Raw genomic sequence first — 18,841 nt, forward strand, 5'->3', positions numbered from 1 at the left:
CGAAGCACAGGCCACACCACACGAAGGACACAACACGCATGAGCACCACTGACCCGGCGGGACTGACCGCGGCCGAGAAGCGCGCGCTGCTGGCCGAGCGGCTGCGGGCCCGCAAGCAGCAGCAGCAAGAGCGCAAGAACACCTTCCCCGCGTCGTTCCAGCAGCAGCGCATGTGGTTCCTGGACCGGCTGACGCCGGGCAGCGCCGCGTACAACGTGCCCGGCGCGATCCGGGTGACCGGCCCGCTGGACGTCGCGCTGTGGCATCGCGCCGTCAACGAGATCGCGCGCCGCCACGAGGCGCTGCGCACCGTCTTCCGGGAGCTGGACGGCGAGCCCGTCCAGGTCGTCACCAAGGATCTGCGGCCGGAGTTCTCCGTCGTCGACTGCGCGCACCTGAGCGGCCCCGAGGGCGAGGCCGGCATCGAGGCGCTGGCCCGCGAGGAGTTCGCCCGCCCCTTCGACCTGCGCACCGGCCCGCTGATGCGGATGAAGTTCCTGCGGCTCTCCGCCGACGAGCACATCCTGCTGTTCTGCATCCACCACATCGCCGGCGACCTGTGGTCCACGTCGGTGTTCCTGGACGAGCTGGTGTCGCTGTACGGGGCGTGGGCCTCCGGCACCGAGGCCGAGCTGCCCGAACTGCCCATCCAGTACGCGGACTACGCGGCGTGGCTGCGCGAGCGGCTGGACTCCGGCGCGCTGACCGCCGACCTGGAGTACTGGAAGCGGTCCCTGGCCGGCGCGCCGGCGGCCCTGGAGCTGCCCTGCGACCGGCCACGCCCGGCGATGCAGTCCACCCGTGGCGCCTCGCTGCCCTTCAAGCTTCCCGTCGAGGTGATGGACGGGGTGCGGGCGCTGAGCCAGCGCGAGGGCGTCACCCCGTTCATGACGATGCTGGCCGCCTTCCAGGTGCTCTTGCACCGCTACAGCCGCGACGAGGACCTCGTCATCGGCGTACCGGTCGCCAACCGCGGCCGCAAAGAGGTCGAGCGGCTCATCGGCTACTTCGTCAACATGCTGGCGCTGCGTACGGACCTGTCCGGGGCGCCCTCGTTCCGCGAACTGCTGGGCCGGGTGCGGAAGGTGTGCCTGGACGGCTTCGCGCACCAGCAGGTGCCGTTCGAGCGGCTGGTGGAGGAGCTGCACCCGCAGCGGGACCTCTCGCGCACCCCCGTCTTCCAGGTCTCCTTCGTCTTCCAGAACATCGCCATGCCGGACTTCAAGGCGGCGGGCCTGCGCCTGGAGCCGATGGACATGGAGAGCTCCACCGCCCGCTTCGACCTCGAACTGCAGGTCTTCGACCGGCCGGAGGGCCTCAGCGGCTGGTTCGAGTACAACAGTGACCTGTTCGACCGGGCCACGATCGCGCATATGGCGGAGCACCTGAAGCTGCTGGTCCGCAATCTGCTCGCCGACCCGGACCGGCCCATCGGCCAGGTGCCGATGCTCGCCGCGGACGAGGAGAGCCACCAGCGCGAGGAGTGGAACGACACCCGCCGCGCCTGGGACGGCTGTGTCCTCGCCCACGAGCGGTTCGCCCGCCAGGCGGCCCGCACGCCGCAGGCGGAGGCGGTGCGCTGCGGTGACGAGGCGATCACCTACGCCGAACTGGACCGGCGCGCCAATCAGTTGGCCCGCCGGCTGGTGCGCCACGGCGTGGGCCAAGACACCCTGGTCGGCATCTGCATGGAGCGCTCCGTCGAGATGGTCGTGGCGCTGCTGGCGGTCCTCAAGGCCGGCGGCGCGTACGTCCCGCTGGACCCGGGCTTCCCCGCGGACCGCATCGCGTTCATGCTCCAGGACTCCCGGCTGCCCGTGCTGCTCACCCAGCGGCGGGCGTTCGAGGGGATCACCGCGCCGGACGGCGTGGCGGTGTGGTGCGTGGACGAGCTGCGCGAGGAGCTGGCCGCCGAGCCCACCGACGCCCCCGACGTGGCGGTGGACGCCGAGGACCTGGCGTACGTCATCTACACCTCGGGGTCGACGGGCCGCCCCAAGGGCGTGCAGATCCCGCACCGGGCGCTGGGCAACTTCCTGCTGACGATGGGCGAGCGGCCCGGCCTCTCGGCCGATGACGCGCTGCTGGCCGTCACCACGCTCTCCTTCGACATCTCCATGCTGGAGGTGCTGCTGCCGCTGGTCACCGGCGCCCGCACCATCCTCGCGAGCCGCGAGGTGGCGTCCGACGGCAGGCGGCTGGCCGACCTGCTGGCCTCCTGCGGCGCCACCGTCATGCAGGCCACACCGTCGACCTGGCGGATGCTGCTGGACGCGGGCTGGCAGGGCGAGCGGAACCTGCGGATCCTGGCGGGCGGCGAGGCGCTGCCGGGCGAGCTGGCGCAGCGCCTGCAGCCCAAGGGCGCCGAGCTGTGGAACATGTACGGGCCCACGGAGACCACCATCTGGTCGGCGGTGGCCCGGGTCGGCGAGGGCCCGGTGACGATCGGCGAGCCGATCGCCAACACCGAGCTGCACGTGCTGGACGACGAGCGGCGGCTGGTCCCGCTGGGCGTGCCCGGCGAGCTGTACATCGGCGGCGACGGTCTGGCCCGCGGCTACCTGGGCCGCCCGGAGCTGACAAAGGAGCGGTTCGTGCCGAGCCCGTTCGGCTCCGGCCCGGGCGAGCGCCTGTACCGCACCGGCGACCTGGTGCGGCGCCGCCACGACGGCGGCATCGAGTTCCTGGGCCGCCTGGACCACCAGGTCAAGCTGCGTGGCTTCCGTATCGAGCTCGGCGAGATCGAGGCCGAGCTGGCGCGCCTGGAGGAGGTGCGCGAGGCCGTGGCGCTGGTCCGCGAGGACGTCCCCGGCGTCCAGCAGCTCGTCGCGTACGTCGTGGCCGCCGAGGACGCCGAACGCCCGGATCCCGCCCGCCTGCGCGCCGCGCTCGGCGAGCGGCTGCCGGAGTACATGACCCCCGCGGTGTACGTCTTCCTGGACGCGATGCCGCTGACCCCGAACGCCAAGGTGGACCGCAAGGCGCTGCCGGCGCCGGACGGCAGCCACCGCATCGCCTCCCGCTATGTCGCGCCGCGCGACGCGGTGGAGACCACGCTGTGCGAGCTGTACCGCAAGGTGCTGGGCGTCACCGCGGACGTCGGCGTGGAGGACAGCTTCTTCGACCTGGGCGGGCACTCCCTGCTCGCCACCCGCCTGCTGTCCCAGGTGCGTACCGCGCTGGGCGCCGAACTGCAGGTCCGTACCCTCTTCGAGGCGCCGACGGTAGCGGGGCTGGCCCGGCATCTGCGGTCGGAGCAGCGCGACGCCCGCCCGGCGCTGGCACCGTTCCGGCGGCCCGAGGAGCTGCCGCTGTCGTTCGCGCAGCGCCGCCTGTGGTTCCTGCACCGCATGGAGGGCCCCTCGGCCACGTACAACATCCCCATCGCGCTGCGCCTGACCGGCCGGCTGGACGTCGGGGCGCTGCGTGCCGCGCTGGCCGACCTCGTGGCCCGGCACGAGCCGCTGCGCACGGTCTTCCCCGAGTCCGGCGGCGTGCCGCGCCAGCACGTCCTGGCGCCCGGGGACGCCCGCCCGGAGCTGACCGTGACGGCGGTCGAGGGCGAGGACGAACTGGCGGTGGAACTGGCCTCGGCGGCCCGCCGCACCTTCGAGCTGGCGGACGAACTTCCCCTGCACGCAAGCCTGCTCGCGCTGGGTGAGCGGGAGCACGTCCTGGCGCTGACGGTGCATCACATCGCCACCGACGGCTGGTCGCTGGTCCCGTTGGTCCGCGACCTGGCCACCGCCTACGGCGCCCGCTGCGCCGGCCAGGCCCCCGGCTGGACGCCGCTGCCGGCCCAGTACGCCGACTACACCCTGTGGCAGCGCGGGCTGCTCGGCGCGGAAGAGGACCCCGAAAGCCTGCTGTCGGCCCAGCTCGACTACTGGCGAAAGGCCCTGGACGGCCTGCCGGAGCGGATCGCGCTGCCCACCGACCGGCCGCACCCGGCCGAGGCCGCCCATGACGGCGAGACCGTCGCCTTCCAGTGGGACGCGGGGCTGCACGAGGCCGTCGCGCAGCTCGCGCGCGGCTGTGGCACCAGCATGTTCATGGTCGTCCAGGCGGCGCTGGCGGCGCTGTTCCACCGTCTGGGGGCGGGCGAGGACATCCCGATCGGCGCGGCCATCGCCGGGCGCACCGACCAGGCCACCGAGGACCTGATCGGACTGTTCGTCAACTCCCTGGTGCTGCGGGTGGACGTCTCCGGCCGTCCCACCTTCCGCGAGCTGCTCTCGCGCGTGCGCGAGCGCAGCCTGGACGCCTACGCGCACCAGGACGTGCCCTTCGACTTCCTGGTCGACGCCCTGCAGCCGACCCGGTCCATGGCGCACCACCCGCTGTTCCAGGTCATGGTCGCCTGGCAGAACACCCCCGACATCGACCTGGGCCTGCCGGGTCTGGACGCCGAGGTCGTGCCGACCTTCTCGGGCACCGCACGCATGGACCTGTCCCTGCTGCTCCAGGAGCGCCGCTCCCCCGGTGCGGGCCCCGGCGGCGCCGAGGCCCTGGGCGGCATCGACGGGTACCTCGAATACCGCACCGACCTCTTCGACGCGGACACCGTCCAGACCCTGCTGCGCCATCTGCGGCACGTCCTGACGGCGGTGACCGCCGACCCCGACCAGCCGGTCGGCGCCATCGACCTGCTCAGCCCCGCCGACCGCCACCGGATCCTGACCGAGTGGAACGACACCGCCCGCGAGGTGCCCCGGGGCACGCTGCCGGAGCTGTTCGAGGCCCAGGTGGCCCGCGCCCCGCACGCGAGCGCCGTGGCCGACGGCGAACGGGAGCTGACCTACGCCGAACTGGACGCGGCGGCCGGCCGGCTGGCCCGCCGTCTGCTGGACCTGGGCGTGGGCGCCGAGGGCGCGGTGGCCCTGCTGATGGAGCGCTCCGCCGACCTCGTCGTGGCGATCCTGGCCGTGGTCAAGGCCGGCGGTGTGTACGTACCGCTGGACCCCCGCTACCCGGACTCCCGCAAGAGCCTGATCATCGAGGAGACCGGCGCATCGGTCCTCCTGGTGGACGGCTCGGCGGACGCGCCGCCCGTACCGGACGGCGTGCGGGTGGTCACCGTGGACGCCGCGTCCACCGCCGGTGACGGGGACGGCACGGTGACGCGGGCGGCGGGCGACGCCGATCACCTCGCGTACGTGATGTACACCTCGGGCTCGACCGGCAAGCCCAAGGGCGTCCAGATCACCCAGCGCAACGTGATCAGCCTGGCCGCCGACCACCGCTGGCGCGGCGGCAGCCACGACCGTGTCCTGATGCACTCCCCCACCGCTTTCGACGCCTCCACCTTCGAGCTGTGGGTGCCGCTGCTCAACGGCGGCCAGGTGGTCGTGGCGCCGGCCGGGCACCTCGATCCGGACCTGCTGGCGCAGACGGTCGCCGAGCGCCGGGTCACCTCGGCGTTCTTCACCACCGCCCTGTTCAACCTGCTCGTCGAGCGCGCCCCGAAAGCGCTGTCCGGCCTGAAGGAGATCTGGACCGGCGGCGAGGCCGCCAACCCCGCCTCCTTCACCCAGGCGCGGGCCAACTGGCCCGACACCGGGATCTTCCACGTGTACGGCCCGACCGAGACCACGACGTTCGTCGTGTGCGACCCCGTCCACGAGGTGGCCGACGGCGCCGTGCCGCTGGGCCGCCCCATGGACAACACCCGCGCCTACGTCCTGGACGACACGCTGCGGCCCGTCCCCGTCGGTGTGCCCGGCGAGCTGTACATCGCCGGCGACGGCCTGGCCCGCGGCTACCTGGCGCGCCCCGAACTGACCGCGGAGCGGTTTGTGCACGGTGCGCACCCGCCCGAGCGGATGTACCGCACCGGTGACCTGGTGCGCTGGCGCACGGACGGCCGTCTGGAGTACCTGGGCCGCACCGACGACCAGGTCAAGATCCGCGGCTTCCGCATCGAACTCGGCGAGATCGAGAGCCTGTTGGGGTCCCACCCCGATGTCGCACAGGTCGTGGTGACCGTCCACGAAGGCCGCGGCGGCAAGGACCTGGTCGCCTATGCCGTCCCGGCCGAGGGCACCACCCTGGACCCGCTCACCGTCAAGGAGTTCGTCGCCGAGCGGCTGCCGGCGTACATGGTCCCGGCGGCGGTGATGGTGCTGGACGCGCTGCCGCTGACCGCGAACGAGAAGGTGGACCGGCGGGCCCTGCCCGCCCCGGACTTCGCCGCGGCCCCCGCGTCGCGCGCCCCGCGCACTCCGGTCGAGAGGACCCTGTGCGAGGTGTTCGCCAACGTGCTGGGCATCCCCGAAGTGGGCGCGGAGGACGGCTTCTTCGACCGCGGCGGCGACAGCATCCAGGCGACCCAGTTGGTCGCCCAGGCCCGCGCCGCCGGGCTGGTGATCACCGTGCGGGACATCTTCGCGCACCAGACGGCCGCCGGACTGGCCGCCGTCGCGGGGCGGGTGGACGGCGCCGGCGCCCCGGCCGTCGCGGACGTGGGCACCGGCGAGATCGCCGCGCTCCCGGTCGTGGAGCGCCAGCGTCTGCTGAGTGACCGCATCGACGGGTTCAACATGGCCACCGTCCTCGGCCTGCCCGACGGCGCCGACCTGGAGCGGCTGACCGCGACCCTGCAGGCCGTGCTCGACCACCACGACGTGCTGCGCTCCCGCCTGCTCGTCCGGGAGGACGGCGGCTGGGCGCTGGAGGCCCGCGAGCCGGGTGCCGTACCGGCCGCGGACTGCCTGCGGCGGGTGGACGTCTCCCAGCTGTCCGAGGCGGACGAACGGGCAGTGGTGGCCCGGGAGTCGGCCGCCGCGAAGGCCGGACTGTGCCCGGCCGACGGCGCGATGCTGCGGGCCGTGTGGTTCGACGGCGGCGAGCGGCACGGCAGCCGGCTGCTGCTCCTGATACACCACCTCGTCGTCGACGGCGTCTCCTGGCGCGTCCTGCTGCCGGACCTCGCGGCCGCCTGGGACGCGGTCGCCGCCGGGCAGCCGGTGGCGCTCACCCCGGTCGGCACCTCGCTGCGCCGCTGGGCCTCCCTCCTGGCCGACGAGGCCGCCGCGGACCGTCGTCTCGCCGAACTTCCGTATTGGCAGGACGTACTGGCGGACGCCCCGCCGCTGGTGTCCGGGGAGCTGGACGCCACGCGGGACGTGGTGGGCGGCGCCGGCAAGCTGGCCCTGACCCTCCCGGTCGAAGACGCCAGGGCGCTGCTGGAGCAGGTCCCGGCCGCCTTCCGCGCCCGCATCCAGGACGTGCTGCTGGCCGCCTTCGGACTGGCGCTGACCCAGTGGCAGCGCCGCCGCGGCGGGCAGGACGGCCCGGTGGTCGTGGACGTCGAGAGCCACGGACGGCACGAGGACCTCGCCGACGGCATGGACCTGTCGCGCACCGTGGGCTGGTTCACCAGCGTCCACCCCGTCCGCCTGGACACGGGCGCGCTCCCGTGGGAGCAGGTGGCCGCGGCAGGCACCGAACTGGCCTCGTCCGTCGGCCGGATCACCGCGCAGCTGCGCGCGGTCCCCGGCCACGGCCTGGGCTACGGGCTGTTGCGCTACCTCAACCAGCAGACCGCCGCGGAGCTCGCCGCGCTGCCCTCCCCCCAGGTCGTCTTCAACTACCTGGGCCGGATCGCCACCTCCGAGGAGCACACCCCGTGGGCCCCGACGCGGGCCGAGTCCACCGTGGACGTCAGCGGCGGCGACGCGGACCTGCCGCTGCTGTACCCGCTGGAGGTCAACGCGGTCACCAACGACGGCCCCGACGGGCCCGAGCTGGTGGCGCACTGGACCTGGGCGGACTCCCTGCTGGAGGAGGACGCGGTCCGCGAGCTGGCCGAGGCCTGGTTCGCCGCGCTCAGGGCGATCACCGCCTGCGCGGCCGACCCGGACGTGCCGCTGGCGGAGCTGGTCGCGGCCGCCGCGCCGGTGACCGACGCCGCCGAGGACGGCCGGGGCGGCAGGCGCTACGCCACCGCGACCGAGGCCGTCCTCCACTCGCCCATTCCCCGGGCGGACCACGGCCAGGGCGCGCCGCTGTCCTTCGGCCAGCTCGAGTTCCTGCTCCAGCCGGTCGGCCCCAACAACGCGCACCACAACGTGATGTCGGCGTGGTCGCTCAAGGGCCGCCTGGACGAGGCCGCGCTGCGCGCCTGCCTGGACGACCTGCTGCAGCGGCACGACATCCTGCGCACCCGCTATCTGAACACCGGCTCCTCCTCCGTCCAGTTCGCCGAGCCGCTGGAGACCTGGCCGGTGGAGAACGTCGACCTGAGCGGGCTGGACGCCGCCGCCCGCAAGGACAGGCTGCGGGACCTGGTGGAGGCCGAGACCAACCGGTCCTTCCGCATCGAGGACGGCGATCTCGTACGGGCCGTGCTGGTGGCGATGGACACCGACGAGCACGTTCTGGTCCTCGACCTGCACCACATCCTCGTCGACCACTGGGGCCACCAGGTCCTCATCGGCGAGCTGAACCAGCTCTACAGGGCGCGGGTGCGCGGCGAGCGGCCCGCGCTGCCGCCGGTGGAGGTGCAGCACCTGGACTACGCGGCCTGGGAGCACGGCCTGCTGGCGGACGGCACGCTGGACGAGCACGTCGACTACTGGCGCCGTGAGCTGGCCGGCACCCCGCGCAAGCTGGACTTCCGCGCCCCGGAGCACCAGAAGGCACCCGCGCCCGAGGGGTTCACCGAGGGTTTCGTGGTCGACGAGGCCACGACCAGGGCCCTCAAGGAGACCGCCCAGCGCGAGGGCGTGACGGTGTTCATGGTGCTGATGGCGGCGTACCAGCTGTTCCTGTCGGCGTACTCCGGCAGTGACGACATCGCCCTCAGCCACCCACTGTCCGGCCGCGAGCGGCCCGAGACACAGCGGATGATCGGCCCGTTCGTCACCATCCTCGCCGCCCGCTCCCGCATGAAGGACAACCCGTCCTTCCGCGAGCTGGTCGGCCGGGTCTACGAGGCGGAGCTGGACGCCTACGCGCACCAGAACGTGCCGCTGCGCTCCCTGATCGTGGACGGCGTGATCGGGGACAACCAGCTGCCGCTGCGCATCCTGTTCAACGTCCTGGGCGTGCCGGGCGTCTCCCTCGACCTGGACGGCATGGAGGTGGCCCCGGCACAGACCGGCATCGGCGACGACGGCGTGCTCTCCGAGCTCATCACCGTCATGCGGCCGCACAACCTCGACCTGTACCTGATGATGCGCGAGCACGAGGGGCAGATGCGCGGTATGTGGCTGTACCAGCCGGAATACGTCCAGCCCGAGGTGATGGGCGTACTGGTGCGCCAGTGGCCGGCCGCCATCGACCTCGTCCTGGCCCACCCGGACTGGAGCGTGGCGCAGCTGCGCGAGGAGCTGCTGGCCACCGAGCTGACGCCCGACAGCTGAGCGGTCGGCCCCGCGCCCGCGAGCGGGCGCGGGGCTGTGTCGCGTGCGGCCGCGCCGTGTGAGCGCGCCCGGCCGCACGCGGCCGCACCGGCCGACCCGCACGACCGAAGGAGACCCGTCGTGTCCCCCGTGGACCGTCCCTGGCTGATCAGCCAGCAACCCAGCCCCTACGCCGAGTTCCGGCTCTTCTGCTTCCCGTACGCGGGCGGCAGCGCCTCTGCCTACCACCAGTGGCCCGGCCTCGCCCCGTCCGCGGTGCAGGTGTGCGCCGTGGAGTTGCCCGGCCGCGGCATCCGCCTGGAGGAGGCGGCCTGCCACAGCTTCGGCCCGCTCATCCGCGATCTGGCGGACCGCATCGAGCCGCTCCTGAAGGGCCCGTTCGCGTTCTTCGGGCACAGCATGGGCGGACTCGTCGCATACGAGCTGACCCGGGCGCTGCGTGAGCGCGGTGCCCCGCAGCCGCGGCACCTGTTCGTCTCGGCCTCGGCCACTCCCGGCTCGCCTCCGCGCCGCCGCTCCCTGCACGGCGCCAGCGACGCCGAAGTGGTCGAGGAGCTCGTCGACTTGGGCGGCACCCCGCAGTGGGTCCTCAGCGACCAGGAGCTGATGGCCCTCGCCGTACCGACCCTGCGCGCCGACTACGCGGCCCTGGGGTCGTACGACCACCGGCCCGGCGCCCCGCTGGAGGTGCCGATCACGGTGTTCGGGGGCCGCGCGGACACCGTCGTACCGCCCGCGGACCTGCACGGCTGGCAGCGGCTCAGCACCGCCGGGTCACGGCTGCGGCTCTACCCCGGCGACCACTTCTTCCTCAACGACGCCGCCGAGCACATCCTGGCCACCGTCGCGGAGACCGTCGGTTCCGCGCACGCACCGGACGGCCTGGCCGGATCCTTCGGCTGAGCACGCCCTCACGACCGTGAGCCGCGCCCGGCCGCGCCCACCCCAACGCCCCACACAGGATCGAGGACCGAGAACGATGAGCAACACGCCCCACCCGGTGGCCCTGATCACCGGCGGCACCCGAGGCATCGGCCGCGCCACGGCCCTGCGCCTCGCCGAGGACGGCTACGACGTCGCCCTGTGCTACTCCTCCGACGGCGCGGCCGCCCGGGAGCTGGAGAAGCAGATCAACGAACTGGGCCGCAAGGCCTACGTACGGCGGGCGGACGTCTCCGACCCCGGCGCGGTGGAGTCGCTGGTCGCCGGCGCCGAGGACGCCCTCGGCCCGATCACCGCACTGGTCGCCAACGCGGCCATCCTCCGGGACACCCCGCTGGCGCTGATGGAGGACGACGACTGGCACGCGGTGCTGCGCGTCAACCTCGACGGCGTCTACAACGTGTGCCGCGCGGTCATCGAGGACATGTCGCGGCGGGGGCACGGCGCGATCGTCACGCTCTCCTCGCTCGCCGGACTCATCGGCCACGCCGGGCAGACCAACTACGCCGCCTCCAAGGCCGGGATCATCGGCTTCACCCAGTCCCTGGCCCAGGAGGTCGGCCGGTACGGCATCCGCGCCAACGTGGTGTCCCCCGGCTACATCGCCACCGATCTCGTCCTGGACCTGGGCGAGGAGGCCGTGGACCAGGCGGCACGGCAGACGGCGTTGCGGCGCCTGGGCGAGCCCGAGGAGGTGGCCGACCTGGTGTCGTTCCTGCTGTCGGACCGGGCCTCGTACCTCACCGGCGGCGTCTTCCCGGTCGACGGCGGCTTCAACGGCCTCAATTGACGGCCGCGCCCCGGCTTGGGGCAACAGGCCACTTACGCCGTCCTCGTCAACGACGAGGGCGGCGTTCCTGTGTCCCGTACGCCCTTGAGGCAGGGGGCAGTTGGGGTTCCCCCTAGGGACCGGGCGCGGTAATTCAGGGAAGGCCTCAGGGTATTCCCGGATTCCTTCACCTTCGGGAGAAGGAAGGGTGGTCAGTGCGCCGGAAAGGGCATTTACCAAGGAGGAGTTGTGGCCACAGCCACCGCACACCGCACCCTGTCGTCCCCCCAGCGGCAGGCGGTCGTCACCATGTACGTCGGATTGGCGCTCTCCGTGATCGCCACCGTCATCGTCCCCCTCCTCGTGGCACTCGCCACGAGCAGTTACACGGACTACATCAAGACGGCGTATCCCACATACGATGCCGACAAGGTGAGCAACTACCAGCAGATGATGCTGATGTATCTCGTCGCCAATGGCGTGATCGGCGCCGTCACATGGCTGTGGGTGCTGCGGAGGACCAAGAAGCAGAAGGCGGCGACGTTCACCGTCGCCAGCATCGTCTTCGTCCTGGCGCTGAGCCTGGCGTTATTCAACTACCTCGTCAAGGACAGCACCGGCTACGCGGCGCTGTCTCCCCTGCTGGGCATCGCCAACCTCGTTCCCTGCGTGGCCGGGCTGGCGGCGATCGTCATGCTGTGGCGCGGCCGCGCCGCCGACCGGAGCTGACGCCCCGCCTCCCGGCCGGCTCCGGCCGGCCGGACAGACCGCCGTCCCACCCGTGTGTGTCCCCCGTCGCACACGAGTGGGACGGCTCTCTTGCACGAGCGAGACGGCTCTTTTCGCAGCACACCGACGCCGACGCGGACTGCCGACTACTCGGGGGCGATGGAGCAGCCATGGAGTGGCGATGGAGCGGCGGAGCCCCGGCCGGCCGCACGTTCAGGCAATCCGCCGTAACGCCACCTGCGTGGCGAACTCCTCCCATGCCCTGGCGCATTCGGTCGCCGCCGCCAGGACCATGTCCGCACGGTGCGCCGGGATCGCCTCCGCGATCCGCCCCCACCGCTGCGCGCCGACCAGCTGCATCTCCAGCATCCGCAGCAGCAGGCGCCCCATCTCGGTGTGCCGCATCGAGGGGTCCTTGCAGAGGTTTCTGAAGAGGGCATCCAGTTCCGCCTGGGGCACCTCCTGCCCTAACCCGTCCTCGGGCGCCGTCGGGGAGTCCTCGGCCGGCCTGCGGCGCCGCTCCCGCTCGATGATCCGTCCACCTCCGCGCCCCTCGGCCCGGCCCTCCACCGACTGCTCGGGCCGCACCTGCGCATGAGTCTGCGCCCGCGCCCGGCACTTCGCCGCTGTCCGGCGCGAAGCCGGCACCGGGTCCTCACCCCGCAGCAGCCGCTCCCGCACATCGCGTACGGTCCCCGGCGAGATCCCGGCCTTCTCCGCGATCTCCCGCAGCGGCGCGTCAGGGGAGGCAACGATCAGCCGGCCCGCCATCCTGCGCCCCTCCTCCGTGCTGAGCGGTCGGACCTTGCCGTCCCGGCCGATGCGGGCGGCGGGCCCAGCCGTACCGCCCACGCCCTCACGGCGGCGCAGCGCTCCCACGGTCGTGGCCGACAGCCCCGTGACCGAGGCGATGGCGCGGTCGGACCACTGGGCGTGGGAGACGATGATGCGGGCGGCCGCGGCCGTGCGTTCGGCCAGGGTGAGCGGCAGCCCGTGCCCGATGTTCGACTCCACGGCCAGGACGAAGGCGTCGTCCTCGGCCCCGTCGAAGAACCGGACCTCGATCTCGGACTGGCCGCGCAGCTCGGCCACCCGCAGCCGGTGCATCCCGTCGATCACCCGCATCGTCGAACGGTGCACCACGATCGGCGGGAAGTGCTTGTCCGACGCGGCGAGCGCGCGGGTGTGTTCCATGCTCTCGCCCGACAACCGCGGGGAGTCGGCAGGCAGCAGCAACGCTATCGGCACCATGGTGACCGCGGCAGGTTCCGGATGTTCAGCCGGTCCTGGGTAGTGCAGGCTCACTTCCGTGGCGGCCCGGGCGTGCAGCGGCTCAGTGTTCATAGCGGTCATAGCCAGATTCCCCCGTATCTGGTGGAGTCGACTTCTTCGGACACGGACAGGCACCGCTTGTGGCGATGGCCCGCGCCGCGTGGATCTTCCCTGGTGCGTTCCTCTCCGGCATCTCGCCCCCTGCCGGCGGGGGTACGGCGTCATGCGATACGGATCACCACAGGCACCCTGACCGCCCCGGCAACAGCCGCTCCCGGCGGGCCTGCCGGCATCCGACGCGAGCCAACGCTTCGGCGGCTACGGAGACCGAGGCTTCGCACGTGTGCACCGCCTCGTCCGGCCCCCCACGAGCCACCTCGACCATCCGGCATCGACGGACCACAGCCATCTCAACTCCTGTCGCACATCCGTACGCTCAAGATTACAAACCCACCATGCGGTTTTCAACGGAATCCAGCCGTAACTGGAACGTCTCACTTCTTGGTCATCACTCCACGAAAACCCCCCAAACCCCCTCCCCATAACCTCAGTTACGGACATATGCACCACGCTCACCCCAACTACCCAATCCATGATTCTCGGGACGAAAAAACCAGACGCTTGGTCTGTTTAGCGGTGAATGATGCACACTGCATCGTTCACGGCACCCAGAAGCCGCACGACGTCTTTTTATACGCGGCAACTATTGCCGTTGCGACCGGCGTGCGCGAGGATCATGCATATGCCGGGCGCACCAGCAGATGTCAGCCGAGCCCGAAGATCTGACGTGCCGTCAACGACCCCTGCCCGACCACCGCACAGCGAGACGGGGCGGGCGCCAGGTGCGAGCCCCGGATCGCACGACACGGTTTCGGCGAGGAACTGGCCGCACCGCACGCCCGGGACAGATACGGCGACGGACACACTCCGTGACAAGACGATGCGGCCGGACCGTACGGCCCGGCCGCGCGCAACCAAGACCTGGCCCACGCCAGGACTCAACCGATGTCGGGACTCAACCGATATCGGGACTCAACCGATGTCGGGCTCGGACCGTACCTCGATCCGGTCCCCCGTCCGCTCCATCTCCAGGACGACGAGCTCATTGCGCCCCCGCCGCCACAGATGGCTCGGCGCGTACAGGGTGACCTGCGGGCCCAGCGACCAGTACCGCCCGAGCGCGAACCCGTTGAGCCAGACCATGCCCTTGTCCCAGCCCGGAAAGGCGAGGAAACCGTCCGCGGGGGTGTCGACCTGGACCCGGGCCCGGTGGAACGCGGGGCCGGTCGCCGCGCCTCCGCTGCCGAATTTCAGAGCCGAGAGATCGTCGAGCGGCAGCCGGCGGATCTCCCAGCCCCTCAGCTCCTCATCGTCGAGAAGGACCTTCCCGCTGATTCCCTTGGGGTCATTGAGCCCCTGCCCGAAGTTGACCCGCCCCGTGGGATCGACCAGGAGGTCGAGGGTGCCGGACGCACCGGTCACGGTGAAGTCGACGGTGTGGCCCGGCTGGTTGCGGTCGAAGGTGCCGATGCGCTCGCCGTCGCCGAACACCAGCGCACGGTCGCCCAGTCCCGTGACCCGCAGCCCCTTGGTCCCCCGCGGCCCGCGCACCCGGGTGCGGTAGTGGATCAGCCCGTACGACTGCCCCAGCGCCTCCATATGGACGGGAACGGTACGCCGTACGGGAGTGCTCAGTACGTCGAGCACATCCATCAGCGGCACCGACCCGCGGACGGCGACGCTCTGGGCCGGCATCCGGCGCGGTGTGGCCGGCAGGGGCGTGCTGGGCAGTGGGGCGTACTTGGCCAGCACGTCACGCACCTTGTGGAACTTCTCGGTGAGTTCGCCGGATTCGCTGATCGGGGAGTCGTAGTCGTAGCTGGTGACGGTGGGCTGATAGGCGCCGCTGCCGCTCAGGTTGGCACCCGCGGACCAGCCGAAGTTCGTTCCGCCCACCGCCATATAGAAGTTGATCGACGCTCCCGCTTCGAGGATCTTCCGCACGTCGGCGGCGGTCCGCGCCGGGTCGGTGGTGTGGTGGTGCTCTCCCCAGTGGTCGAACCAGCCGTCCCAGAACTCCGTGCAGAACAAGGGCTTGTCCGGCTGGAACTTACGCAGTTCGGCGAAGGGTCCGGTGGGGTCCCCGGCGAAGTTGACGGTGGAGAGGAGGTCGGGAAGGCTGCCGTCCCTGAGCGCTTCCTGAGTGGGCCCGTTGGAGCAGAAGAGCAGGCTGTCCACGCCCTGCGCCCGCATGGTGTCCCGCAGATGTTCCAGGTGCGCATGGTCGTCGCCGTAGCTGCCGTACTCGTTCTCGACCTGCATGGCGATGATGGGCCCGCCGCGCGTAGCCTGCAGATCGACGAGCCGGGGCAGCAGTTCGGCGAACCAGGCGTCGACCGCCCGCTCGTAGGCCGGGTCGGAGCGGCGCAGCGGCGCGTCCTTGTCCTTGAGGAGCCAGGCCGGCAGGCCGCCGAAGTCCCATTCCGCGCAGATGTACGGCCCCGGTCTCACGATCACCTTCAGCCCGGCCTCGCCCGCGATCCGCACGAAGGCGGCCACATCGCGCCACCCGGTGAAGTCGGCCGGCTCCTCATGCGGTTGGTGGAAGTTCCAGGCGACGTAGGTCTCCACCGTGTTCAGGCCCATGGCCCGCATGCGCAGCAACCGGTCGCGCCAGTCCTTGGGATGCGTCCGGAAGTAGTGGAAGGCACCCGAGAGGATCCGGAACGGCTCGCCGTCCAGCAGGAATTCCTTCCCGCGGATGGTCAGCCCCCGCGGACTCTCGGCCTGGGCGAGGGTCGTACGGCCGCCGCCCAGGGCGACGCCCGCGGACGCGACCCCCACCATGGCCGTGCTCAGAAACCTGCGTCGGCTGAACTGCGTCATGTCTGCTCTCCTCGACTCGACTGACCGTCACCCAGGGCTCGAACATGTTCGGTGGTGCGCGTTTCTGTGCATTGAGAGTGTTCTGTAGAACAGAAACGAGCACAAGGGTTCGTGACTGAACACGGTGGACAGGTCAGGGCGATCCGCACGACGCGAGGCACGCCCGGCCGCGTGATATAAGTACCGAGATCGTCGGTCTGGACGATCCCCGGGAGCGATCCACCGCACGCAACGGCGTGACCAACGGTCGCCATGACTTCGGTCAACTTCCCCGCAGGCCATGACAGTTCCGCCGGCCGTTGCCTCTTCTCCGCCCCGTTCCGGTACCGGCACCGGCACCGGCACCGGCACACGGCCCTGCACGAAGCCTCCCCTTCCGGACACCTCTCTCCGGACACCTCTCTCCGGCCATCTCATTACGGCCATCTCTTTCCGGACGCCCCTTTACGGGAATCCGGATGGCTGTCATGACTTTGGCGCGGCTGCAAGGCGCAGTGTGCGCACGCCGAATGACGAATGACGAATGACGAACGACGAATGACAGCGCAGTACCAGAACGGGACCACACACACCCTTGGAGGACAGCACCTTGAAACACCCCGCGCACCCCACCAGCGCTACGCGTTCCCCGAACTCCGCTGGATTTCCACGGCAATTCGCCCGCACTCGCCGCTTCTCCCTCGGTGTCCCCCGGCATTTCATGGTCTCCCCCGACGGCCGCCGCGTCCTGTTCGTCCGTACGGGCTCCGGCACCGATCCCGTGGGCCGGCTGTGGCAGTACGAGGACGGCACGGAACGGCTGTTGGCCGACCCGCGGCTCCTGATAGGAGCTCCCGCCGCGGCGGTGCCCGAAGAGGAACGTCTGCGCAGGGAGCGGGCCCGGGAGCGGTCGACGGGCGTGGTGTCGTACGCGGCCGATGACGCCGCCCGGCTCGTGGCGTTCGCGCTGTCCGGTGCGCTGTGGGCAGTACGTACGGATGGCGGCGCGCCGTTCACGGTGCCGACGGCCGGTCCGGTGGTCGACCCCCGGCCCTCCCCCGACGGCCGGCACATCGCGTATGTGAGCCGCCGCTCCCTGCACGTCGCCGACGTGTCCGGAGGCGACCGACAACTGGCCCGGCCGGAGGGGCCGGAGATCTCCTACGGGCTGGCCGAGTATGTGGCGGCCGAGTCCATGAGCCGGCTGCGCGGCTACTGGTGGGCGCCGGACAGCCGCCACCTCCTGGTGGCCAGGGTCGACACCGGCCGTGTGGCTCGGCGCTACCTCGGCGATCCCGCCGATCCGTCGAAGCCGCCGCAGGTGATTGCGTATCCCTCGGCCGGCACCCCCAATGCGGACGTCACCGTGCAGCTGCTCTCCCTGGAGGGCGGGCGGGTGGACGTGACCTGGGACCGCACGGCGTACGAGTACCTCGTCGACGCGGGCTGGGACGCGCAGGGCCCGTTCATGGCCGTTCAGAGCCGCGATCAGCGCACCCTGCGTACGCTCGCGGTCGATCCGGTGACCGGGGCCACCGAAGTGCGGCACGAGCGGACCAATGCCGCATGGGTGGAGCTGGTGCCCGGCACCCCTGCCCGTACCGCCTCCGGCGCGCTGGTGCTGCCCGAGGACGACGGCGGCACCCGCTATCTGACGGTCGGCGGCCGACGGGTGACTCCGGACGGGCTGCAGCTGCGTGCCGTCCTGGGGGTGGAGGGCGAACAGGTGCTGTTCACCGCGAGCGAGGACCCGTTGGAGACCCATGTGTGGCGGTACGGTCCCGGCCTCGGTACCCGGCGGCTGAGCCGGGGGCCGGGCAGGTACTCGGGCGTGGCGCGGGGCGGCACGGTCGTCCTGGAGGGGGTGACACCGCACGGCACCGAAGTGAGCGTGGCGCGGGAGCCGGAGGCGGAGTCGGAGTCGGTGTCTGGGGCAGGGGCAGGGGCGGGCGATGGCGCATCGTACGGGGTCATCGCCTCGCTCGCCGAGGAGCCGGCGGTCGCCCCGTCGCCGATCCATCTCACGCTCGGCGAACGGCAGTTGCGCGGCGCGCTGTTCCTGCCGTCGTGGCACCGGGAGGGCGCGGGCAGGCTGCCGGTGCTGCTCGACCCGTACGGCGGGCCCGCCATGCAGCTGGTGGGGCGGGCCCGTGGATGGTTCACCTGTGTGTCGCAGTGGTTCGCCGAGCAGGGTTTCGCGGTGCTGGTGGTGGACGGGCGCGGGACGCCGGGACGGGGTCCGGCCTGGGAGAAGGCCGTGCACGGCGACCAGCTCACGCCGGCGCTGGAGGACCAGGTGGACGCTCTTCAGGCGGCCGGGGCGCGCTTCGGTGACCTGGACCTGGGGCGGGTGGCGATCCGCGGCTGGTCGTTCGGCGGGTTCCTGGCGGCGGCCGCGGTATTGCACCGCCCGGATGTCTTCCATGCGGCGGTCGCCGGCGCCCCGCCGACCGATCAGCGGCTGTACGACACCCACTGGAAGGAACGGTTCCTGGGCCACCCACAGGAGCAGCCGGAGAACTACGCACGCTCCTCACTGACCGGACAGGGCCATCTGCTGAGCCGTCCGCTGCTGCTCGTCCACGGACTCGCGGACGACAACGTGGCGGCCGCGCACACCCTGCGCTTCTCGGCGGAGCTGCTCGCGGCGGGCAAGCCGCACAGCGTGCTGCCGCTGCCCGGCGCCACCCACGCACCGGCCGACGACACGGTCAACGAGCAGCTGCTCCACTTCCAGCGGGACTTCCTGCTGGACGCCTTGCGGGGACGCACCGAGGAGTCCGCGTACGACGGGGAGCGCCCACGGAACTGACCCTCCCGGCGTACGCCGTTGAACGCTCCCGGCCGCCCCTGCGTATGGACCCTGTGCAACTCCATGGAGCACATCGCGCACCGAAGG

The 18,841-nt window shown here is 71.7% G+C and carries 7 protein-coding genes; 5 read left to right on the forward strand and 2 right to left on the reverse strand.

Going from position 1 to position 18,841, the window contains the following annotated elements; genetic code table 11:
• Window positions 1-38: 38 nt before the first annotated feature.
• From ACWD6P_RS07885 to ACWD6P_RS07900, 4 genes are all read left to right on the forward strand, one after another.
• Window positions 39-9,365 (forward strand): amino acid adenylation domain-containing protein, encoded by a 9,327-nt coding sequence (locus ACWD6P_RS07885; RefSeq protein ID WP_451443157.1) that lies wholly within the window; start codon window positions 39-41, stop codon window positions 9,363-9,365.
• A gap of 120 nt (window positions 9,366-9,485) precedes the next feature.
• Window positions 9,486-10,268: a thioesterase II family protein gene (locus ACWD6P_RS07890; protein ID WP_451443158.1), complete on the forward strand. Its 783-nt coding sequence runs from the start codon at window positions 9,486-9,488 to the stop codon at window positions 10,266-10,268.
• Window positions 10,269-10,344: 76 nt separating this feature from the next.
• Window positions 10,345-11,097, forward strand: coding sequence for a 3-oxoacyl-ACP reductase FabG (gene fabG / locus ACWD6P_RS07895; RefSeq protein ID WP_451443159.1), 753 nt, complete (start codon window positions 10,345-10,347; stop codon window positions 11,095-11,097).
• A gap of 228 nt (window positions 11,098-11,325) precedes the next feature.
• Complete coding sequence (locus ACWD6P_RS07900; RefSeq protein ID WP_451443160.1) at window positions 11,326-11,805, forward strand: hypothetical protein; 480 nt, start codon at window positions 11,326-11,328, stop codon at window positions 11,803-11,805.
• Between the two features lie 213 nt (window positions 11,806-12,018).
• Here the strand turns inward: ACWD6P_RS07900 and ACWD6P_RS07905 are convergent, their stop codons facing one another.
• Window positions 12,019-13,149, reverse strand: coding sequence for a ParB/RepB/Spo0J family partition protein (locus ACWD6P_RS07905; RefSeq protein ID WP_451443161.1), 1,131 nt, complete (start codon window positions 13,147-13,149; stop codon window positions 12,019-12,021).
• A 960-nt stretch (window positions 13,150-14,109) separates the two neighbouring features.
• Window positions 14,110-15,963: a glycoside hydrolase family 35 protein gene (locus tag ACWD6P_RS07910; RefSeq protein WP_451443162.1), complete on the reverse strand. Its 1,854-nt coding sequence runs from the start codon at window positions 15,961-15,963 to the stop codon at window positions 14,110-14,112.
• A 700-nt stretch (window positions 15,964-16,663) separates the two neighbouring features.
• Between ACWD6P_RS07910 and ACWD6P_RS07915 the strand changes: the two genes are divergently transcribed.
• Window positions 16,664-18,754: a prolyl oligopeptidase family serine peptidase gene (locus ACWD6P_RS07915; protein WP_451443163.1), complete on the forward strand. Its 2,091-nt coding sequence runs from the start codon at window positions 16,664-16,666 to the stop codon at window positions 18,752-18,754.
• The last annotated feature ends 87 nt before the right edge of the window (window positions 18,755-18,841 follow it).

It is taken from the genome of Streptomyces sp. NPDC002446 (genome assembly GCF_053595675.1).

What these genes read in the sequence shown, in the direction of transcription:
- ACWD6P_RS07910 (WP_451443162.1), bottom strand. Translation starts at nt 15,963, where the DNA reads ATGACGCAGTTCAGCCGACGCAGGTTTCTGAGCACGGCCATGGTGGGG.
- ACWD6P_RS07905 (WP_451443161.1), bottom strand. Translation starts at nt 13,149, where the DNA reads ATGAACACTGAGCCGCTGCACGCCCGGGCCGCCACGGAAGTGAGCCTG.
- ACWD6P_RS07915 (WP_451443163.1), top strand. Translation starts at nt 16,664, where the DNA reads ATGGTCTCCCCCGACGGCCGCCGCGTCCTGTTCGTCCGTACGGGCTCC.
- fabG (WP_451443159.1), top strand. Translation starts at nt 10,345, where the DNA reads ATGAGCAACACGCCCCACCCGGTGGCCCTGATCACCGGCGGCACCCGA.
- ACWD6P_RS07885 (WP_451443157.1), top strand. Translation starts at nt 39, where the DNA reads ATGAGCACCACTGACCCGGCGGGACTGACCGCGGCCGAGAAGCGCGCG.